Origin of the sequence: Pseudoalteromonas sp. R86517 (genome assembly GCF_042466295.1) — a bacterium.
Classification (GTDB): domain Bacteria; phylum Pseudomonadota; class Gammaproteobacteria; order Enterobacterales; family Alteromonadaceae; genus Pseudoalteromonas; species Pseudoalteromonas atlantica.
Window position 1 is genome coordinate 2,624,102 of sequence record NZ_JAXHCB010000001.1, and the last position, 21,461, is coordinate 2,645,562.

21 protein-coding genes are annotated in these 21,461 nt (G+C 41.4%); 17 read left to right on the forward strand and 4 right to left on the reverse strand.

Going from position 1 to position 21,461, the window contains the following annotated elements; all coding sequences use genetic code 11:
• Positions 1–4 precede the first annotated feature (4 nt).
• Positions 5–631, reverse strand: a complete 627-nt coding sequence (locus SJY38_RS11900) for an NUDIX domain-containing protein (protein WP_004587962.1) — start codon at positions 629–631, stop codon at positions 5–7.
• Between the two features lie 150 nt (positions 632–781).
• Here SJY38_RS11900 and tolC point away from each other — a divergent pair, with 150 nt between their 5' ends.
• The 3 genes from tolC to SJY38_RS11915 all read left to right on the forward strand — a co-directional run bounded on the left by tolC (position 782) and on the right by SJY38_RS11915 (position 3,774).
• On the forward strand, positions 782–2,137 hold the full coding sequence (gene tolC / locus SJY38_RS11905) for an outer membrane channel protein TolC (RefSeq protein ID WP_377109822.1): 1,356 nt from the start codon (positions 782–784) through the stop codon (positions 2,135–2,137).
• Between the two features lie 96 nt (positions 2,138–2,233).
• Positions 2,234–3,163: an LpxL/LpxP family Kdo(2)-lipid IV(A) lauroyl/palmitoleoyl acyltransferase gene (gene lpxL, locus SJY38_RS11910; protein WP_054983765.1), complete on the forward strand. Its 930-nt coding sequence runs from the start codon at positions 2,234–2,236 to the stop codon at positions 3,161–3,163.
• Between the two features lie 38 nt (positions 3,164–3,201).
• Positions 3,202–3,774, forward strand: coding sequence for a toxin co-regulated pilus biosynthesis Q family protein (locus SJY38_RS11915; protein WP_024031547.1), 573 nt, complete (start codon positions 3,202–3,204; stop codon positions 3,772–3,774).
• A 382-nt stretch (positions 3,775–4,156) separates the two neighbouring features.
• On the opposite strand, the gene glnE is transcribed toward SJY38_RS11915, so the two are convergent.
• Positions 4,157–6,997 (reverse strand): bifunctional [glutamate--ammonia ligase]-adenylyl-L-tyrosine phosphorylase/[glutamate--ammonia-ligase] adenylyltransferase, encoded by a 2,841-nt coding sequence (gene glnE / locus SJY38_RS11920; protein WP_377109824.1) that lies wholly within the window; start codon positions 6,995–6,997, stop codon positions 4,157–4,159.
• Between the two features lie 78 nt (positions 6,998–7,075).
• On the opposite strand from glnE, the gene SJY38_RS11925 reads away from it, so the two are divergent.
• The 7 genes from SJY38_RS11925 to SJY38_RS11955 all read left to right on the forward strand — a co-directional run bounded on the left by SJY38_RS11925 (position 7,076) and on the right by SJY38_RS11955 (position 12,905).
• Positions 7,076–7,969 carry a hypothetical protein gene (locus tag SJY38_RS11925; RefSeq protein ID WP_024031545.1) on the forward strand — a complete coding sequence of 298 codons (894 nt, stop codon included), beginning with the start codon at positions 7,076–7,078 and terminating at the stop codon, positions 7,967–7,969.
• Between the two features lie 81 nt (positions 7,970–8,050).
• Positions 8,051–8,527 carry a hypothetical protein gene (locus SJY38_RS11930; protein ID WP_377109825.1) on the forward strand — a complete coding sequence of 159 codons (477 nt, stop codon included), beginning with the start codon at positions 8,051–8,053 and terminating at the stop codon, positions 8,525–8,527.
• Between the two features lie 72 nt (positions 8,528–8,599).
• Entirely contained in the window at positions 8,600–9,334 is a 735-nt protein-coding gene (gene rsmE, locus SJY38_RS11935) for a 16S rRNA (uracil(1498)-N(3))-methyltransferase (protein WP_273602713.1), read from the forward strand.
• 75 nt (positions 9,335–9,409) lie between these two features.
• Positions 9,410–10,360 (forward strand): glutathione synthase, encoded by a 951-nt coding sequence (gshB, locus tag SJY38_RS11940; protein WP_377109826.1) that lies wholly within the window; start codon positions 9,410–9,412, stop codon positions 10,358–10,360.
• A 124-nt stretch (positions 10,361–10,484) separates the two neighbouring features.
• Complete coding sequence (locus tag SJY38_RS11945; RefSeq protein ID WP_004586843.1) at positions 10,485–11,042, forward strand: YqgE/AlgH family protein; 558 nt, start codon at positions 10,485–10,487, stop codon at positions 11,040–11,042.
• Positions 11,043–11,051: 9 nt separating this feature from the next.
• On the forward strand, positions 11,052–11,501 hold the full coding sequence (ruvX, locus tag SJY38_RS11950; RefSeq protein ID WP_004586842.1) for a Holliday junction resolvase RuvX: 450 nt from the start codon (positions 11,052–11,054) through the stop codon (positions 11,499–11,501).
• 169 nt (positions 11,502–11,670) lie between these two features.
• A protein-coding gene (locus tag SJY38_RS11955; protein WP_377109613.1) for an IS3 family transposase occupies positions 11,671–12,905 on the forward strand; the annotation gives its coding sequence in 2 pieces (ribosomal slippage) (positions 11,671–12,022 and positions 12,022–12,905; 1,236 coding nt in all).
• 37 nt (positions 12,906–12,942) lie between these two features.
• Here the strand turns inward: SJY38_RS11955 and SJY38_RS11960 are convergent.
• Both SJY38_RS11960 and SJY38_RS11965 read right to left on the reverse strand, forming a co-directional pair.
• Positions 12,943–14,076: a PilT/PilU family type 4a pilus ATPase gene (locus SJY38_RS11960; protein ID WP_029772387.1), complete on the reverse strand. Its 1,134-nt coding sequence runs from the start codon at positions 14,074–14,076 to the stop codon at positions 12,943–12,945.
• A 9-nt stretch (positions 14,077–14,085) separates the two neighbouring features.
• The gene (locus SJY38_RS11965) at positions 14,086–15,126 is read right to left on the reverse strand and encodes a type IV pilus twitching motility protein PilT (protein ID WP_004586840.1); all 1,041 of its coding nucleotides are present in this window, start codon (positions 15,124–15,126) and stop codon (positions 14,086–14,088) included.
• A gap of 2 nt (positions 15,127–15,128) precedes the next feature.
• Here SJY38_RS11965 and SJY38_RS11970 point away from each other — a divergent pair, with 2 nt between their 5' ends.
• The 7 genes from SJY38_RS11970 to SJY38_RS12000 all read left to right on the forward strand — a co-directional run bounded on the left by SJY38_RS11970 (position 15,129) and on the right by SJY38_RS12000 (position 21,398).
• Positions 15,129–15,842 (forward strand): YggS family pyridoxal phosphate-dependent enzyme, encoded by a 714-nt coding sequence (locus SJY38_RS11970; RefSeq protein ID WP_004586839.1) that lies wholly within the window; start codon positions 15,129–15,131, stop codon positions 15,840–15,842.
• Between the two features lie 17 nt (positions 15,843–15,859).
• Positions 15,860–16,681, forward strand: a complete 822-nt coding sequence (gene proC / locus SJY38_RS11975) for a pyrroline-5-carboxylate reductase (protein WP_004586838.1) — start codon at positions 15,860–15,862, stop codon at positions 16,679–16,681.
• A 26-nt stretch (positions 16,682–16,707) separates the two neighbouring features.
• The gene (locus SJY38_RS11980; protein ID WP_004586837.1) at positions 16,708–17,241 is read left to right on the forward strand and encodes a YggT family protein; all 534 of its coding nucleotides are present in this window, start codon (positions 16,708–16,710) and stop codon (positions 17,239–17,241) included.
• A 57-nt stretch (positions 17,242–17,298) separates the two neighbouring features.
• Positions 17,299–17,742 carry a DUF4426 domain-containing protein gene (locus tag SJY38_RS11985; protein ID WP_377109827.1) on the forward strand — a complete coding sequence of 148 codons (444 nt, stop codon included), beginning with the start codon at positions 17,299–17,301 and terminating at the stop codon, positions 17,740–17,742.
• A 4-nt stretch (positions 17,743–17,746) separates the two neighbouring features.
• On the forward strand, positions 17,747–18,346 hold the full coding sequence (locus SJY38_RS11990) for an XTP/dITP diphosphatase (protein WP_377109828.1): 600 nt from the start codon (positions 17,747–17,749) through the stop codon (positions 18,344–18,346).
• Positions 18,343–19,479 (forward strand): radical SAM family heme chaperone HemW, encoded by a 1,137-nt coding sequence (gene hemW, locus SJY38_RS11995; protein WP_377109829.1) that lies wholly within the window; start codon positions 18,343–18,345, stop codon positions 19,477–19,479. The genes SJY38_RS11990 and hemW overlap by 4 nt, the downstream gene beginning before the upstream one ends.
• Before the next feature lie 86 nt (positions 19,480–19,565).
• Complete coding sequence (locus SJY38_RS12000) at positions 19,566–21,398, forward strand: DUF885 family protein (RefSeq protein WP_126005912.1); 1,833 nt, start codon at positions 19,566–19,568, stop codon at positions 21,396–21,398.
• Positions 21,399–21,461 lie beyond the last annotated feature (63 nt).

Sequence of the window (21,461 nt, forward strand, 5' to 3'; positions counted from 1 at the left end):
AAAATTATGTCCACTTACTGCTTATTTTTTCACGATTTAACGCCAACCACTGTAAACAGATTACCGTTGCCGCGTTATCTATTTCACCGTTATTGAGGCGCGAAAGCGCATCATCAAGGCTTAAAATATGGGTTTTGATGTCTTCACCTTCGCTTTCAAGGCCATATACACCACTTTGTACTTGGCTTAAATCTGCCCGCGCTAGGTATAAATGTAAGCGCTCAGTGGTACCGCCCGGACTTGAAAGGTAAGAGAGCATAAATTCAAGATCAGTAAGCTCAAGTCCAGCCTCTTCATAGGCTTCTTTTTTTACCACCCCTTCGTAATCGGTACTGCCATCGGTCATACCGGCAATACATTCTAGCAGCCAGGGCGAGTGTTTGCTGTTAATAGCGCCAATACGTATTTGCTCTATTAATAGTACACTTTGCGTAGTTACATCATAAGGTAGAACAGCGATTGCATCACCCCGCTCTAGTATTTCGCGCTTTATAAGTTGCGATGTACCACCATTAAACAGGCTATGCTCAAACTCATACATATCCACCTTAAAAAAGCCATTATACAGACTTTTAACTGCTTTTAAGCTCACATCTTTATGTGTAAATTGAACCAAGCTTTTATCTGCCATATTATACATCCCGCTTATTTAAACGATTAAAGTTTGTTAATATATTCTGTTACATTTGAACATACAGTTTTACTAATTTCTTTTTTAGTTATTAAGCAAAACACGTTACCATGCTTTTAGTACAAAATTTGTCTAAGGACTGAACCTAACATGAAAAAGAACATCCTTGCAGCGCTCGTTAGTTTGTCGTGCGCATTAGGCACAACCACAGCAAGTGCTGAAGATTTAATGCAAGTTTTTGAAATTGCTACTGCTAACGATCCCACTGTTTTAAAAGCAAAAGCCCAAGCAGATGCGCAATCGTACGAGAGCGATTTAGCAATGAGCGCATTACTGCCGCAAATTGGTTTAACTGCGAGCTATACAAAAAGTGACTCAACTTCTTTTCAAAGTAATGAAGACTTATCTAATCAAGTTAAAGTTGAGTCTGAAACTGATGATTTCAGCCGAGGCGTTAGCTTAAGCCAAACTCTGTTTGATTTAGGTGCATGGAACACATTAGACATTGCAGATAAACAAGCACTTCAAGCAAATGGTCAATACGATGCAGCCAAGCAAAACTTAATTATACGCGTTGCTGAAGGCTATTTTAACGTATTAAGCGCCATTGATAACCTTGAATTTGTGCAAGCCGAAAAGCGTGCCATTGAACGCCAGTTAGAGCAAACAAAACAGCGCTACGCAGTTGGCCTTACAGCGATTACAGATGTTCACGAAGCTCAAGCACAATACGATAACTCTGTAGCACAAGAAATTATTGCCAGTAATGCCGTTGAAACCGCACGCGAGCAACTGCGTGAAATAACCGGTAAGTACCATGCAAAACTTGATTTTTTAAACACTGAAACGTTTTCAACGACCAAGCCAGTTAAACAATCTAGTGATTTTGTAAAAATAGCTGAAGAAAATAATATTAACTTACAAGTGGCTAAAGTCACTGTTGATATTGCAAAAGATCAAATTGTACTTGCTAAAGCAGGTCATTATCCAAAGTTAACTCTTAGTGCAAGCTACGGCGATTCACTCACTGACACAGAAAGAAACGGGGTTAACTTTGATGATCAGCCTCGCTCGGACTCAAGCTCTGTAGCACTTAACTTTAGCGTGCCTTTATATTCAGGCGGCGCAACCGTAGCTGCAACTAAACAAGCCCGTGCGTTTTATGTTTCAGCCAGCCAAGATTACGAAACAAATTACCGCGCCGTAACGCGTACCGTTATTACCTCATACAACCAGGTTGTATCAGACATCGCGACTTACAAAGCTCTAGAGCAAGCTGTGGTATCAGCCCAAAGTGCGCTTAAAGCAACAGAAGCTGGTTTTGAAGTAGGCACGCGTACTATTGTTGATGTACTTGTAAGCACGCAAAACTTGTATGATGCAAAACGTAACCTAGCTGATGTACGCTATCGTTACGTGTTATCTACGCTTCGCTTAAAGCAAGCTGCAGGTACACTAACAACTGCCGATTTACTGAGTATTAACCAAGGCTTAAAAAAAGCCTAATAAGTTAAAAAGTAACGTATAAAGCCAGCCATTGCTGGCTTTTGTATTTTACAACACTAAGCGTTAAACTAGCGTTTTTATTTTAGAGAGTATTTTGTGGTCACCTCATCTCCTTTTAAAGCCTCGTTTTTAGGCCCTCGTTATTGGCTAACTTGGATTGGCGTTTTCTTTTTGTATTTGATTTCGTGGCTGCCACAAAAAATTCAGCTTAGCTTAGGTAAGTTATTGGGGCGCTTAGTACATAAATTTATGAAACGTCGTCGCCATATTGCCGAGGTTAATATAAAGCTGTGTTTTCCTGATATGAGCGAAGCCGAGCAACAACAGCTTGTGCTAAAAAACATGGAAAACACCGGTATTGCCATGGTTGAAACTGGCATGGCTTGGTGGTGGCCGCAGTGGCGCGTTAAAAAAGCGTATGGCTCTATTAAAGGATTAGAGCACTTTGAGCGCGTGCAGGCTCAAGGTAAAGGCGTATTGCTATTGGTGCCGCATATTTTGCATTTAGAAATGGCGAGTCGTGTTATGGGCACCAAATGCCAAGGGCTGGGATTTTACCGCCCACACAACAATGCACTCATGGAATACTTTACAACCAATGGCCGCCTTCGTTCTAACGAGTATTTAATTGGACGAAAAGACGTAAAAGGCTTGTTAAAGTCACTAAAAAATAAAAAGGTGTGTTATTACCTACCCGACCAAGACTACGGCCGTAACCGCTGTGAATTTGTGCCTTTTTACGCAGTGCCAGATACAGCCACAACCACAGGTACATTACTTTTTGCAGCAAGTAAACACTGCGAAACCATGAGCCTAATTAGCCGTCGTGATGAGCACGGTAAATACCATTTAGAAATTGTACCTGAGCTAGAAAATTTCCCAAGCGGCGATGATAAAGCAGATGTAACACGTGTAAATCAGCGCGTTGAGCAATCAATTAACGCTGCGCCTGAGCAATACATGTGGCTGCACCGCCGTTTTAAAACACGCCCTGATAAAAATACCCCTTCTTTTTATAAAAAGTAGTGGTATAAATAAATAATGATAATAAATGAGCATGAGTTATGTGGTTTTGGGTTAAGCATTTAATACTAGCAGTTGCATTAATCTTACTAGCTACCTATGTGTTAGTTGGTACGGGTCCATTGTTTGACATAAAAGAGAGTAAAAACGCAGCTGCCGAGGGGCTTTCTCGCTTTTATTCGTCTATCCGTAACCAAGTTAAATCCGATAGGGAGCGCGATAAGTTTGTATTACAACTTAAAAAGCCCGAGCAAACACTTGATCGTGTTTTAGCAGAGCGCGGCAGAGCCGTTGACCCTATGCCTGCTAGCTGGACAGGAACAAGTGCACCAAGACGCTTTGAAAACGGCTCAACGTTAAAAGACGTACTTAACCAATACGCAAAAAGCGAAGGTATTCAATTATATTGGTATTTGAGTAAAGACTACGTTGTAAAAGATCATTTTAGGGTTGATAGCAGTTTTACCTCAGCGCTTTATCAAGTTGGCCGCGCAATTAATGATGACTTTGAATACGAAGTGTATACCTACCTTTGCCACAAACAGCGCGCAGCGGTGATCACTGAGCTGCCCTCTGAATTTGTGCGCAGCAATTGTTTAAAACTTAATACTTAGCAGCGTAAATAAACCAACCCCATACATAATAAAAACCCAAGCCTGTGCTTGGGCTTTTAGTGTTTATGTTTCGAGGGCGTGTTGAACTTTGATGGTTGAATTTGCAGCAGCATGTTTGGTTTTTAGGCAAGACAGAGCCTATGAAGTGTGGTTATTCCACATAAATAGGCGATAACGCAGCATAAATGCCAAACATGCGCTGCCCTTCGGGTTCTGCCTAGGGGCGATAAACTCTTTGTTGCCTACATGGATGTAGGTAAGGGGCGTGAGCAGGACGCGGAAGCTTTGCTCGGTTTTTACTTATTCTTACAGGGATGTAAGTCATTAGAATAACGCAGGAGCAGTTATCGAGCCCACTAGGTTACAAACCTCGCGCCGCGATTTAATCGTCCCTAGGTTGAACAAATTTCAATCCGCAAAGATCAACACGCCCTAGTTCAAATATTGTATTCCAGCATGCCGTTACACTTTCTATATCGGTTTGATACTCCTTACGCGACACCAAACGACCTTGCTGATTTAGGCTTAAAACGTGGTAACGTGAGCGATAATCAATATACGCCTGGATTAACTGCTGCTTTTGGGTTTTAGTGATACAACCAATCGCGGCAGCGTCTGTAAGTATTCTTACATTATCGGAAAACACCGTTAGCTGGCTAAACTGATTTGCGTTTTTGAGCACTAGGTATTGAGTTATAAATTCAATGTCGGTCATGGCGCCTACATCTTGTTTTAAATCAAATTGCTCAGAGTTTCCCTTAGCTAAGTGCGTGCGCATTTTTTCGCGCATTTTAAGCACATCCTGTTTGAGTGTATCTACATCCCGTGGGGCACATAATATCTCTTTACGAATTTGTGCAAAGCGCGCTCTTAGCTCATCTTGGCCTAATATAACGCGGGCGCGCACAAGCGCTTGGTGCTCCCAAGTCCATGCTTGCGTTTGCTGATAATGATTAAAGCTCTCTAAGTTAATAGCCAATAAACCAGAGGCGCCTTCAGGGCGCAGGCGTGTATCAAGCTCATACAATATGCCCGAGGCGGTACGGGTATTAAATAAATGCATTAAGCGCTGTGCAAGTTTTAAATAAAACTGTCGTGAGGTAATCGATTTATCGCCATTGGTACTGCTATTACCGTCGTGATTATGCACAAACACAAGGTCTAGGTCGGAGTCGTAGCCTACTTCAAAGCCGCCCGTTTTACCGTACGCAATAACGGCAAAGCCTTTGTGTTCATCATCAGTGTTTGGTGGCATGCCAAAGCGCTTAACCGTGTTATACCACGCTATATTAACTGCTTGGTCTACCACAGCCTCGGCAAGAGCAGTTAAGTGATCGCTTACTTTCATAACATCAATCACACCGGTTGCATCGGCAGCCGCGATACGTAATTGATGTGTTTGCTTAAATTGCCTAAGCGCTTCCATTTGTAGCTCTAGGTCGTCGTGTTCTATACGTAAAAAATATTGCCGTATTTCATCTTTATAGGCGCTCAACGGCGTAGGTTTGTAAAGGGCAGCAGGGTCTATTAGCTCATCAAGCAAAATAGGATAACGGGAAATATGCTCCCCTATCCATTTACTATGGCAACATAATAAAACAAGCTGCTTTAGCGCACCTTGGTTTTCGTAAAGCAATTCAAGGTAAGCAGTACGCGATACAATTTTATTTAAAATTTGGCATACCAAGGTAAATGTCTCACCACTGGCATTAAAGTCACTGAGCTGTTTGAGCAATAAAGGCATTAGCTTGTCGAGAATATCTCGCCCACGATTACCTATATTTACCTTACTCAAACGTTGTTTAAAATCATGAAGTGGCACTTGCCATTGCTCTTTTATATCGTTTAAAAAGCTAACATCACCATGATCCCAAGCACTTATAAACGCACCTTCGCAGGTATCAAGGGGAACAGTTTCCTCCCCTATCACCAATAAAAATTCATCGTGAATTTTAGCCATGACCTGCTCAATATCGCTCATGGTATGGTCAAAGCTTTCAGACTCGAGTAAGTAATTTAAGCGCTCTTGATTGAGGTCATCATCGGGCAGGGTTTGTGTTTGTTGATCGTCAAACATTTGCAAGTATTGCTCTACTTTACGTAAGTGTAAGTAGTTGCGCTTTAGCTCATTCGCTTCTTGCTCATCCATCGCTTGGTTTAACGTTAACTGCTCTAAGGCGTACAGTAATGATTGGGTTTGTAAGTTAGCTTCTCGCCCACCACGCACCATTTGCAAAGCTTGTACAATAAATTCAACCTCGCGAATGCCACCAGCACCTAGTTTTATATTGTTGGTCAGGCGTTTTCGGCGAACCTCTTGGGCTATCATAAGCTTCATTTTTCTGAGCGATTCAATCACCGAAAAGTCAATATATCGACGATAAACAAAGGGCTTTAAAAGCTGTATAAACTCATCCCAATATTGATTGGGTGTGCCAATTAGCCGCCCTTTTAACATGGCGTAACGCTCCCAATCGCGGCCTTGCTCTTGGTAGTAATCTTCTATGGCGTGAAAGCTCATCACTAAAGGCCCACTTTCACCAAATGGGCGCAAGCGCATATCAACCCTAAATACTTGGCCATCACCGGTTACTTGATTAAGTGCATTAATCAGTTTTTGCGCTACTTTGGTGTAAAACACTTGGGCTTCAATACGTTTACGCCCACCTTGGGTCGGTACATTGCGCGGGTAGGCAAAAATCAAATCTATATCTGATGAATAATTAAGCTCGTGGCCGCCCAATTTACCCATGCCTAAAACCATTAAAGGCAAAGAGTTACCTTGCTCATCTAATGGCTCCCCTGCTGTTTTTGCCGTTTGCGCATGGGCCCATCTATTTGCGCTATTAATAAGCATATCAGCTAATAGGCTTATGTATTTTATGCTGTCACTGATTGGGTTATCGCAACACAAATCGAGGTACGCTACTTTTAACCAGTATTTTTCTCGGTACTGTCTTAAAATCCTATTGCACTGGTTTTCATCTACCTGCTGTAAGTCAAGGCCGTCGAATGGCGCGGGAACATCTCGGCTAAATTGCTCATCGGGGTTTATTAACCAGTCTTTTAATTGAGGTTGCGACTCTAAACTACGAAAAGCAAAGTCGCTCAAAGCACATAATTTTACAACTTCTTCTTGTATAGGTTGCTGCGGATACAGCTGTGCAAAGCGTGTTGAGCCAAGTTTTTGTAATTGAATAGGAAGTTGCATTTTGTTACTCATCAATCCTCTCTTTTATATATGCGCTAACCATACTAGAATAACTAAAACCAAGAAAGGTTATCTCTACTTAGGATCAGCATGTCATATTTATCATTATCTAACACTAGTTTAGTTGCGATTGCCATTAGTTTTGCGGTTATATGCATTACTATTTTTAGTCTTAGAATTGTCGCTCAAATAAAAGCAAAACAGGCACTTAAAGACGAACTAGCGCAGCATGATAATTTTGCAATGGGGATTAGTTTCGCCTCAGAAATTACCGTGGTTATTGCCACTATGGCGTTTTTATTTGATGAAATAAGTATGAGTACGGCACAACATAATCCATTAAAAGTGGTTATTTTAATTGTTCTATTATTTACATTTATAAAAGCCGGACATTTAATTCATAGAAAATGGATATTACATAGATTTAATGAAGAAGCTGCCATATTAAAGCAAAATGTATGCGCTGCATTGGTTGATTCTGGTATGTTATTAGCCAACTGTATTATTGCACTTGGCTTGTATACCTGGACTCATGCACAAGGGTTTAGTAACTTACTTATTGCTTTTGTTAGCTTTTTTACGCTACAAGGGATGTTTGCGCTAGATAGCAAAATCCGTGAATACCGCTTCGCTAAAGCAAACCAAGGTGCCTCACTGCAAAGTAACTTTAACCTTGAAAACACCTCTATCGGCATTAGATATGCTGGAAAATCAATAGGTTTAGCTCTAGCCGTGTATGCAGGATTATCTAGTGCGGCCTTTCAAAATGGAAAAATGGTCGAAAATATATTTACACTGGTAATGCATTGCGGTGTAATGTGGGTGTTATTATATTGTTTAAGTTTTGTAATAAAAGCTATTTCATTACCCAATATTGATGCCGCTTTAGAGGTCGACCATCAGGACAATATAGGCATAGCATGCATTGAGTTTGCTGTTTTTTGTGCTATAGGCTATTTACTTATTAGCATGTTTTCACTTTAACGCCACGCTATTAAATAAGTCGCCAAGCGCCCCGTATTTAGTTAACTGGCATAACACATTTGCATAAAGCAACGGGGCCCTATGTCATTTGAAGTAACTAACTATTTGTTAATTGATATAGATAACGAATTTAGTCGTACATTTGCCGAGTATTATTTTAAGCACGCGGCACCCAATACACCCAGCACCTTAATAGTTGCAGGCAGTAACACCCGTAAGCTGGTAAAAATGATGTTTGACGAACTCATTAAAGACTATTGCTATTGCGACCTAGAAAACGAAATTAGCGTATCTGAACTGGCCACTTACCTGCACGAGCACCACGATATTCAGGGCGTGTTATTTAATAACACCGACTATCTACTTGCCGACGACAAACAACGTTTTATATATAACTCCCTGCATGAAAAGCGCTACGTAGTTAGCTTTGACGGCAACGGCTATACATTTAATCGTATTACTGACGAAGGCTTTAAAAATCACTTATCGTGCGATACCGATATTGCCGAAACACCTAAAGATTTAATCGCTCTTGCCAAGGCACTTAAACAAAAATAAATAATTGCGTACAACGCCCTGCTTACTTACCATAGCGCTATACACCTTTACGCTATAAAATAAGTGACCCCCATGCGAGTACCTCATATTTATCAGGCATCGAGTATTGCCTTAAACACCCCGGTTTCTTTAAACGACGATGCAGCGGGCCATATTGGCCGCGTATTGCGCATGAAAGTAGGCGAACATGTGTCTATTTTTAATGGCGAAGGCGGTGAATACTTCAGTGAAATTATTGAGGTAACTAAAAAATCAGTTGTTGTTATGCCACAACGTTTTGATGAGCATGATGTCGAATCGCCGCTTAAAATTCATTTAGGGCAATGTGTATCACGTGGCGACAAAATGGACTTTACCATCCAAAAATCTGTTGAACTTGGCATTAGCGAAATCACCCCTATTTTTAGTCAGCGCTGTGGCGTTAAACTTAGTGGCGACAGGTTAGAAAAAAAACACCAACAATGGCAAAAAATTGCAATTTCAGCCGCCGAACAATCGGGGCGTAACTTTGTGCCAGTTGTTCACACACCGGTTGATTTAAAGCAATGGCTTGAACAACAAACGGACGCCATTAAGCTCACTTTGCACCCTCGTGCCGAGCACAGCATTAAAACAATAACCGTTCCAAGTACCGGTGTACGCTTTTTAGTAGGCCCTGAAGGCGGCTTTACCGATGAAGAAATGCTGCAAACTAAAGATCAGCACTTTATTGATATTCGCTTAGGGCCGCGTGTTTTACGAACAGAAACGGCCGCTTTAACGGTCTTAAGTGCATTACAATTACAATTTGGCGATTTAGCTAATTGAAATAGCTCAATGGCACCCTCATATTAAAACTATTAGCACTCTAGTAGTCATTATAATTAGATTAAGGCACAGCGCATGGCGATAAAGTTAGGTATTATTTCTGATCCTATTAGTGGATTTAACATCAAAAAAGACACCGGTTTTGCAATGATGATGCAAGCGCAAAAACGTGGCTACGAAATTTACTACATGGAGATGGATGACTTATCGCTTCGCCAAGGTAAATCGTATGCAACCGCAGCAAAAGCGCAGGTATTTAACAACACCGAAAAGTGGTACGAGCTTGGAGAAAAAACCACAATCGCGCTTGCCGACCTAGACGTTATTTTAATGCGAAAAGATCCACCGTTCGATACGGAGTACATCTACGCAACTTATATCTTAGAGCGTGCAGAGCAAGAAGGTACGTTAATTATTAATAAACCACAAAGCCTGCGTGATGCTAACGAAAAGCTATTTACAGCGTGGTTTAGCGAGCATACGCCAGATACGCTAGTAACACGCAGCCAAGCTCAAATACGCGCGTTTTTAGCTGAGCATAAAGACATTATTTTAAAACCACTTGATGGCATGGGCGGCGCATCTATTTTTCGTATTAAAGAAGATGATGCAAACATTGGCGTTATTTGCGAAACCTTAACTGAGCATGGTAGTCGCTTTGCCATGGTGCAAAATTACATTCCAGAGATCAAACAAGGTGATAAACGCGTATTGGTTGTTGATGGTGAAGTTATTCCGTATTGTTTAGCGCGTATTCCACAAAATGGTGAAACCCGCGGTAACTTAGCTGCAGGCGGCCGTGGTGAAGCCCGCCCCCTTAGCGAGTCAGACCTTAAAATAGCTCAAGCAGTTGCCCCTACGCTTAAAGAAAAAGGGTTAGTGTTTGTAGGGTTAGATATTATTGGCGACAAGCTCACCGAAATTAACGTAACAGCACCAACCTGCGTACGTGAAATTGAAGCCGCTTACGATATATCTATTACCGGTATTTTGTTTGACGCAATTGAGCGTAAGCTCGCTAAATAAACACCATTTAAAAGTCCATTAATTTAAGTATTTCATACAATTAATGGACTTTTTATACGCTACGTATATATCTATGCCATACTCAAAGTTCAATAAGTATTCATAAACTAAAAGGGTGAAATCAATGCAATCATTAGAAAATCATTTTTTAATCGCTATGCCGTCGATGCAAGACCCTTTTTTTAAACGTGCCGTTACCTATATTTGTGAGCACAATGAAGATGGGGCTATGGGATTGGTGATCAACCAGCCTATTGATGTGACCGTTGGTGAGCTTTTAGATAAAATAGAAATAGACAACGACAAAACCCAACAAGCCGCGCAAGTCTCTGTGTTTGCAGGTGGTCCGGTTAAAACCGACCGAGGTTTTGTACTTCATTCACCTCAGCCAGGCTATTCTGCAAGCCAAAAGCTTAGCAGTGATATAATGATCACCACATCAAAAGACGTACTTGCCAACCTGACCACCGCCCACGCACCTGAGCAATTTATTATTACGCTTGGTTATTCGGGCTGGGAGCAAGGACAACTTGAGAAAGAGCTTTTAGATAACAGTTGGTTGATCATTAAAGCCGATCCGAAGATCATTTTTGATACGCCGGTAGAAAAACGCTGGGAAAAAGCAGTTTCGATGCTGGGCTTTGATGTTAGCCAACTTTGCAGCGAAGCTGGACACGCTTAAAGAACGATAATGACGAAAAAAAACCTTAAGCCGCAAGGCCAGCGCACCGTAATGGGCTTTGACTTTGGCACCAAAAGCATTGGTATTGCCATAGGACAAGAACTAACAGGCAGTGCGTCTAGCTTAAAAGCGGTAAAAGCCCAAGATGGTATTCCTAATTGGGATCATATTGCGGTTCAAGTTAAAGAGTGGCAACCCGACTTAATGGTCGTCGGGTTACCCCTTAATATGGATGGTACTTCGCAAGAGGTAACCTTTAAGGCTAAAAAGTTTGCTAACCGCTTGCACAATCATTACGGCATACCGGTGCAAACACAAGATGAGCGACTCACAACCGCCGATGCTAAAGCGCGTTTATTTGAACACGGTGGCTATAAAAATTTAGGGAAAGGAAATGTCGATAATATGTCGGCAGTGATTATTTTAGAGAGTTTTTTTGAAGCCAGTTATGGTGAATAAGTAATGCCGACTCCTTTAATTACGTAATCTATTTTAAAGGTAGAAAAACACTGCAGTGGTATAAAACGTTATAAGTAATTTTATCCATAAAAAAAGCGCCCGGTGGCGCTTTTTTTATGGATAAAATTGTCTTGTCCTGAAATGTGTTTACACATTTAGGACTTATTTTATGAAAACCACTAAAACTAAAGACGTTAAGCGTACTCAGCGAGATTATACATTAGGCTTTAAATTATCTATTGTTGAGCAAGTAGAAAAAGGCGACTTCACCTATAAACAAGCGCAAAGTCATTACGGTATTCAAGGCCGCAGTACCGTTCTGGTATGGCTGCGAAAACATGGTAAATTAGATTGGTCTAAACCAACTTATATAGCCAACATGCCTAAATCGAAAGAAACCCCAGCACAAAAAATTAAACGTTTAGAGCGCGAGATAGAAGAGTTACGCCTAAAGGATTTAATCAAAGATGAAATGATTAATATTATGGATGAAGAATATGGAGCGGGCTTGCGAAAAAAGTACATATCCGAGCTATCACGCGCGCAAAAGAAAACCTTCAAATAAAGCTTACTCCGTTATGCCGTGCATATGGCATAACGCGACAAGGTTACTATCAAGCTATGCGCAGAATAGATGCTCGGAATAAAGAATTGGAGCCAGTCAAAGAATTAGTGATGTACTGGCGGCAATTCATGCCTCGTATTGGTGGGAAGAAACTTTATCTGATGATAAAGCCAGACCTGCAAGAGCGTGGCATTAAACTAGGTCGTGATTGTTTTTTTGATTATTTGAGAGAGCATGACTTTCTTGTAAAACCAAAGAAAAATTACACTAAAACAACAAACAGTAACCATTGGATGCGCAAGCATCCCAATTTACTAAAGGAATACATGCCTACTGCGGCCGAGGAAGTCTTCGTTAGTGACATTACATACGTAAAGTCAGCGCAAGGCGTGCATTACCTATCGTTAGTCACTGATGCTTACAGTCGAAAAATAATGGGTTATGAGCTGAGTGATGAAATGAAAGCAACCGATGTAGCCAAAGCATTAGAAATGACAATTAAGCAACGCGTATATAAACGTGATGCCATTCATCATTCAGATAGAGGTTTACAATATTGCTCTGAAGTATATCAAAATGCGCTATTAAAAGAGGGCATTAGACCATCGATGACCGATGGGTATGACTGTTATCAAAACGCATTAGCAGAGCGTATTAACGGGATATTAAAGCAAGAGTTTTTACTGTATAAATGTCGCAATATGGCAGAGTTAAAACAGCTCGTTGAAGAATCGATATTTATATACAATGAAATGCGACCGCACTTAAGTTTGGATATGAAAACACCAAATCAAGTGCATAAAAAAGACCTGGCGCTTTCGCACCAAGCCTTTCATTAAAACCGTCAACCTATTTCAGGACGGGACAAATACAATGTTAATTGCTGTTTTTATCATCTAGTCCATCAATAGTTACACCTTGTAAAAATCCTGCACCTTGTTGCTCATTATTGCGCAGCTTAATCATTAAGCGTAAATCGTTTGGCGAATCAGCATGATGCAGTGCATCGGCGTAATTAATACGTTGCTGTTTGTATAGCTCAAATAAGGCTTGGTCAAAGGTTTGCATACCCATTTCTTTAGATTTAGACATGGCCTCTTTTATGCCACCAATATCCCCATTTTTAATTAGCTCTGCCACCATAGGTGAGTTTAATAATATTTCAATCGCGGCTACACGCCCTTCCCCATCAGAAGTGGGAATAAGTTGCTGTGCAACAATGGCGCGTAAATTTAGCGCTAAGTCGTACTTAAGCTTGTCGTGTTTTTCTTTAGGCACTAAGTGCATAATACGGTCAATGGCTTGGTTGGCATTATTAGCATGCAATGTAGCCACACATAAGTGACCCGTTTCGGCAAAGCTCAGTGCGTATTCCATGGTTTCTTGCGAGCGTATTTCACCAATTAATATGACATCGGGTGCTTGGCGTAAAGAGCTTTTAAGTGCCGACTCAAAACTGTCGGTATCAAGCCCTACTTCGCGCTGAGTAATAATACTTTTACGGTGCTCGTGTACAAACTCAATCGGATCTTCAATGGTGAGTATATGGCCACGCTGATGACGATTTCTGTAGCCAATTAAGGCAGCCAGTGAAGTTGATTTACCCGTGCCAGTACCACCAACAAACAGCACTAACCCGCGTTTTGACATAATCACATCGGTAAGTGTAGAGGGCAGCCCTAAATCACTTATATCAGGTATTTGCGTTACAATGCGGCGAATAACCATACCCGCTCTATCGCGCTGCCAAAAAGCCGATATACGAAAACGCCCTTCGTCTGTGGCTATCGCAAAGTTACACTCTTTAGTAGTATGAAATTCGTTTTTTTGTTTATCGCTCATCGCTGACTCTACTAGCGCAAGCGATTGCTCATCACTTAACTTATCGTCGCTAAGAGCGATAAGCTCACCATTAATTTTTGCACTGACTGGTAATTGGCTAGAGACAAATAAATCCGAGCCTTTTTTATCAATCATTATGTGTAAAAAGTGATTTAAAGATAAATTCATAATATGTCCTTAGCCACCAAACTGGGTTTTATCTTGGGCTTTTTCTTTTGCGGCTGCGGTTGTCACAATACCGTGATTAACTAAATTATTTAAACATTGATCCATGGTTTGCATGCCGTGTGATGCACCCGTTTGAATAGACGAATACATTTGTGCAATTTTATCTTCACGAATTAAGTTACGAATCGCCGGTACACCAATCATAATTTCGTGCGCGGCCACGCGTCCACCGCCAATTTTTTTAAGTAGTGTTTGCGAAATAACGGCACGCAGTGACTCAGAAAGCATTGAGCGCACCATATCTTTTTCTTCACCTGGGAATACATCAATAATACGGTCAATCGTTTTTGGTGCCGAGGTGGTATGTAGCGTACCAAACACTAAGTGGCCGGTTTCAGCGGCGGTCATCGCAAGGCGAATGGTTTCTAAGTCACGTAGCTCACCAACGAGTATTACATCCGGGTCTTCACGCAGCGCGCTGCGCAGTGCATTAGAGAAGCTATGCGTATCTCGGTGTACTTCACGTTGGTTAATAAGACTGAGTTTATTATCGTGTACAAATTCGATAGGATCTTCAATGGTGAGGATATGGTGATGTTTTGTTTGATTAATATAATCGACCATAGCCGCAAGCGTTGTTGATTTACCCGAACCAGTTGGGCCGGTAACCAATACTAAACCACGCGGGTTATCTGATATTGTTTTAAAAATATCTGGCGCACCTAAATCCTCAAGCGTCAGTACATCGCTAGGGATGGTACGAAACACCGCTGCAGGGCCGCGGTTTGAGTTAAATGCGTTAACACGAAATCGAGCAAGGTTAGGCACTTCAAACGAAAAATCCACTTCTAGATTTTGTTCGTAGTCCTTGCGCTGATTATCGTTCATAATGTCGTAAACAAGGCTGTTTACGTCTTTGTCTGCAAGTGCAGGTATATTAATGCGGCGAACATCACCATCTACGCGTATCATAGGTGAAACACCTGACGATAAGTGTAAATCAGATGCTTTGTGTTGCACACTAAACGCTAATAATTCGGTAATATCCATTTATGACTCCACAACTAACTGATAAATATATGGTTACAATAGCAGAACGACTCACATCCGCCTACGCTAGAATTGCCAGCGCGGCTAAAAATGCTAAACGTAGTAGCGACGCTATTACGCTGCTAGCAGTATCAAAAACAAAACCAAGCGACGATATTATTGCTGCCTACGAGCATGGCCAGCGCCAATTTGGTGAGTCTTATGTTCAAGAGGCTGTAGATAAAATAGCTCAACTACACACATTTAGCGACATCATTTGGCATTTCATTGGCCCTATTCAATCAAATAAAAGCGCCCTTGTTGCTGCACATTTTGATTGGGTACAAAGCGTAGATAGAATAAAAATAGCTAAGCGTTTAAACAGTCAACGTCCAGAAAACCTAGCCCCTTTAAATGTGCTTATTCAAGTAAATATAAGCGCCGAGGAGGCTAAATCGGGCTGTAGCGTAGAGCAAATACCCGAACTAGCTGAGTTTATTGACCAATGTGAGCAACTCACTTTGCGTGGTTTAATGGCTATTCCGGCTAAAAGCGACGATCCGAGTGAGCAAAGTCAATCTTTTGAGCAATTACAAACTTGCTTTGATAAACTAAAGGCCCAATATCCTCATATAGATACGTTGTCGATGGGGATGAGCAATGATGTTGAAGCCGCCGTTAGCGCAGGTTCAACCATGGTGAGGATCGGCACAGATATTTTTGGAACTCGAACTTAAAAGGTGATAACAGACATATGTCAGATAAAACAATCGCATTTATAGGCACAGGTAACATGAGCTACGCCATTATTGGTGGCATGGTAAAAAACGGTTTTAATGCAAACAACATCATTGCTACAAACCGCAACCAAGAAAAGCTTGCCAAGGTAGCAGACGATTTCAAGGTGAAAACCACCAGCGACAATAACGAAGCCTTACGCGATGCTGATGTCATTGTATTGTCTGTTAAACCACAAATGATGGGCGATTTATGTAAATCGTTTCAAGAATCGGGTATCGACTTTAGTGATAAACTGTTTATTTCGGTAGCGGCAGGCTTAACCGTTAAGCGTTTACGCGAAATGCTTGGCCAAAACGTTAAAATGGTACGTTGTATGCCAAACACGCCATCGCTACTAGGGCGTGGTGTATCGGGTTTATTTGGCGCAGATGAAACAGCCGAAGAGCACGACTTTGTACAACAAGTGTTTGAGTGCACAGGTATTGTTGTTTGGGTAGAGCAAGAGTCGCAAATTAACGATGTCATTGCTGTGACAGGCTCATCACCCGCTTACTTTTTCTTATTTATGGAAGCCATTGAAGAAAAAGCGAAAGCACTTGGCTTTAACGATGAAGATGCGCGCCGCTTAGTACAGCAAACTGCGCTAGGTGCAGCCGAAATGGCATTGAGCCAACCAGAGATAAGCATTTCGCAATTACGCGCTAATGTAACTTCTAAAGGCGGCACCACCCATGCTGCGGTTGAGCATTTAAAAGGCGAAGGCCTAGTGCAAACAGTTAGCGATGCAATGGATGCGTGTATTGCGCGTGCAATGCAAATGGAAAAAGAACTTTAAAATTACTTTTTATTGAAGGTTACACTATGAATGCCATGCAATTTTTGATCAGTACCCTGTTTGATTTGTTTTTAATGGTGGTACTACTGCGTTTTTGGCTACAGTGGGCAAAAGCCGACTTTTACAACCCAATGAGCCAATTTGTGGTTAAAGCAACCTCGTTTGCAGTTAACCCGTTACGTAAAATTATACCTGGCCTAGGAGGGCTTGATTTAGCCTCTCTATTGCTGGCATTTATTGTAGCCGTTGCCAAAATTAGTACTTTAATGCTGGTGATATACGGCGCATGGGCTGCGCAACCTGTGTTTATACAAGCACTTATTACCGTACTTAAAGAAGGCTTAAACCTTGTATTTTGGGTATTGATTATTCGCGCTATTTTAAGCTGGGTAAGTCAAGGTTATAACCCAATAGAAGCGGTTTTCCATCAGCTTACTGAGCCAATGCTCAAGCCACTTCGTAAAATTATTCCACCAATGGGTGGCTTAGATTTATCGGTGCTTGTACTAATTATTGGTATTCAGTTTTTACAAATGCTGCTAATGGACTTTTTAGCCTAAATTTTTTGTTATAAGCAAAAGAGGCCCTTTGGCCTCTTTTTTATATAGGACATCATAATGAACCGTTTAATTAAGTTTTGCTTTATTAGTTTTTTAGCCTTTGCTTTTAATGCCCACAGTGAAGATATGCAAGGCGCACAGTACAAAGAGCTAGGGCCTTGGCAAGTGCATTATATTGCTTTTCCATCTACCTTTATTCAGCCGCAAATAGCTACAACATATGGTCTTGAGCGTAGTGGTTATAAAGGCATTGTTAATATTTCAGTTCTGAAAAACAATAGCGATAAAACCGCGCAAACCGCTCAGCTCAGCGGCACGGCAAAAAACCTACTCGGCAATAAGCAAGCCCTTACTTTTAAAGAAGTAAAAGAAGGTGAATCAATTTATTACCTTGCGCAAGTAGACTACACCAACGAAGAGATTTTACGTTTTGAGATAAACATCCAGCAAGGTAGTCAGTCTCAAAAACTCACGTTTCAGCAAAAATTTTACGTAGATTAAAAACATGACCAAAACATTAGTGCTTGCCACAGGCAACCCTGGCAAAGTTAACGAGCTGGCCAATATGCTTAGCCCGCTTAATATAAATGTGCTTCCGCAAAGCGATTTTAACGTAGGCGAAGTGGCCGAAACCGGCACCACCTTTGTAGAGAACGCGATAATTAAAGCCCGCCATGCTGCTAAAATTACCGGCATGCCAGCCATTGCAGATGACTCAGGCTTAGAGGTAGATGGCTTAAATGGTGCACCGGGCGTGTACTCAGCTCGTTTTGCCGGTGAAAGCGCCAGCGATCAAGACAACATAGATAAACTACTTAGCGAATTAGCCGATAACCCAAATCGTAAAGCCCGCTTTTGGTGTGTGCTGGTATTAATGCGCCACGCCGATGACCCTACCCCACTTATTTGCAGCGCAAGCTGGGAAGGCGAAATTACACAAACCCAAAATGGCGAAGGCGGCTTTGGTTATGACCCAGTATTTTTTGTAGCAGAGCAAAACTGTACCAGTGCCGAGCTCACCAAAGAGCAAAAAAATGCGGTGAGTCATCGCGGCCAAGCACTTAAAAAGTTATTACTAGAGCTACAAAGCAAAGGCGGCCTGTGAACCTTCCACCACTGAGCTTATATGTGCACGTACCTTGGTGCGTGCAAAAATGCCCCTATTGCGATTTTAATAGCCATGGGCAAAAAGGCGACATTCCTGAAGCTGAATATGTTCAGCATTTAATTGACGACTTAAAAGCCGATTTGCACTTGGTGCAAGGGCGTAAAATTCACAGTATTTTTATTGGCGGCGGGACACCAAGCTTATTAACTGGCGATGCATATACCCGCTTATTAAGCGAAGTCGATAACCTAATTGGCCTAAGCGACAACTGCGAAATAACCCTTGAGGCAAATCCTGGTACCGTAGAAACCGGACGCTTTAAAGAGTACGTTAAAGCGGGTATTAACCGTATTTCTATTGGCGTGCAAAGCATGCAAAACGACAAGTTAAAAGCACTTGGCCGTATTCATGGTGCCGATGAAGCGCACTACGCTGCAGAGCAAGCTAAGCAAGCCGGGTTAAATAGCTTTAACCTTGATTTAATGCATGGCTTACCGGGGCAAAGCCTTGACGATGCGCTGAGCGATTTAAAAAAAATAATTGCTTTAAACCCGCCACATATTTCCTGGTATCAGCTCACTATTGAGCCTAATACACAATTTGCATCCAAGCCGCCAACTTTGCCACAAGATGAAACCCTATGGGATATTCAAGAGCAAGGCCAAGCACTACTTGCTCAAGCCGGTTACATACAATACGAAATATCGGGCTATGCAAAGCCAGGCTTTCAATGCCAACATAACTTGAATTATTGGCGTTTTGGCGATTATCTCGGTATTGGCTGTGGCGCTCATGGTAAGGTTACTGATGCAAAAACCGGTATTATTACCCGTACAGAAAAAATTAAGCATCCGCGTGGTTACATGGATATGCTTAAGCCGTACTTGTATAAAAGCTGGCAAGTAGAGCAAGACGATTTAGCCTTTGAATTTTTTATGAATCGCTTTCGCTTAGTCGAGCCTTGCCCTATTGATGATTACAGTGAGCTGACTAATCAGCCATTGCAAAGCCAACAAGCAGCGTTAACTAAAGCAATAAATGCAGGTTTGTTAATACAAGAAAACGGCCATTGGCAAGTAAGCCTTAAAGGGCATCGTTTTTTAAATGACCTGCTAGAATTGTTCGTGTAGTGGTTTTAACCACGCGCGATAAACATAAAATACAAGCAAATAAATATAATACACCCTAATGGGTTTCTAACAACAAAGGGAAAACAATGCGTAAACTTACCTTTATTGCAGCAGCCGTGAGCGTTGCTATTTTAGCCGGCTGCCAGCAGGCACCACAACAAACAACGCCGGCGCCTGCAGTTCAAGCGCAACCTGTGCAAAGCGAAATCGACAAAGCGAATGCGTTTTTTGAAGATACCTTTAACCGCGATGTAATGAGCAGCCCGGTTTATCAAACTTACATGGGTATTAAAAAAGATTACGATAAATGGGATGACGGCAGCGAAGAGCAAAAACTAAAAGACCTTGCGCAAGCAAAAGAAGACTTAGTTACTTTAAATGCTATCAACCGCGACCTGCTTGATGATGCCACTAAAGTAAGTTACGACTTAAAAAAACAAGACCTAGAAAGCTCGATTGCTGATTTTAAATGGCGTTACCATAACTACCCAGTTAACCAAATGTTTGGTACTCACTCTATGGTGCCTGCGTTTTTAATTAACCAACATTCAATTAGTAATGTTAAAGAAGCTAAAGATTATATTGCGCGTTTAAACGGTGTACCTACTGTATTTGATCAGCTAATTACTGATTTAGAAACCCGTGCTGATAAAGGCATTATTGCGCCTAAATTTGTGTTCCCACATGTTATAGATTCGAGCAAAAACATCATTCATGGTGCGCCGTTTGAAAAAGGTGAAGACTCAACACTATTAGCCGACTTTAAACGTAAAGTAAGCGCTCTTGAAATTAGCCAAGATGAAAAAGATGCCTTAATTAGCGAGGCAACTGATGCATTAAAATCAGCCGTTAAGCCTTCTTACTCTAAGTTAATTAATTACTTAGCACAGCTAGAAAAACGTGCAGATAACCGCGATGGCGCATGGAAACTGCCTGACGGGGAAGCGTTTTACAATAACGCACTTAAGCGCACCACAACAACTGACTTAACCGCTAAAGAAATTCATGCCATTGGCCTTGCTGAAGTAAAACGTATTCATGATGAAATGCGTGAAATTAAAGACAAAGTAGGCTTTAAAGGTGATTTAAAAGCGTTTATGCAGTTTATGAAAACGGATAAACAATTTTATTATGCCAATGACGAGCAAGGTAAACAGCGTTATTTAGATGAAGCCACTGGCCTAATCAACACCATGAAAACTCGTCTAGATGAGTTATTTATTGTTAAGCCAAAGGCTGATCTTAAAGTTAAAGCCGTTGAAGCATTCCGCGAAAAAGCAGCAGGTAAAGCATTTTACCAACAACCTGCACCAGATGGCTCACGCCCTGGTATTTACTACGCAAACCTTTACGACATGGAAGCAATGCCAACGTACCAAATGGAAGCATTAGCGTACCATGAGGGTATTCCGGGTCACCACATGCAAATTGCTATTTCACAAGAGCTTGAAGGTGTACCTAAGTTTCGTAAGTTTGGTGGCTACACCGCTTATATTGAAGGTTGGGGCTTATACTCAGAGTACATTCCTAAAGAAATGGGCCTTTACTCAGACCCATACTCAGACTTTGGTCGCCTTTCTATGGAATTATGGCGTGCGTGTCGCTTAGTCGTTGATACCGGTATTCACGCAATGAAATGGACTCGCCAAGAAGGTATTGATTACTACGTGAATAATACGCCTAACGCCACATCTGACGGTGTTAAAATGGTTGAGCGTCACATTGTAATGCCATCGCAAGCGACAGCTTATAAAGTGGGTATGCTTAAAATTTTAGAGCTGCGTGAAGAGGCTAAAAAGCAACTAGGCGATAAGTTTGATATTCGTCAGTTCCACGACGTTATACTTAAAAATGGCCCTGTACCACTTAACGTACTAGAGAACTTTGTAAACGAGTGGGTAGCAAGTAAAAAAGCTTAATACTTGGTTATAAATAGAAAAAGGTCGCTGATGCGGCCTTTTTTGTTTTATAGTAATAAAAAC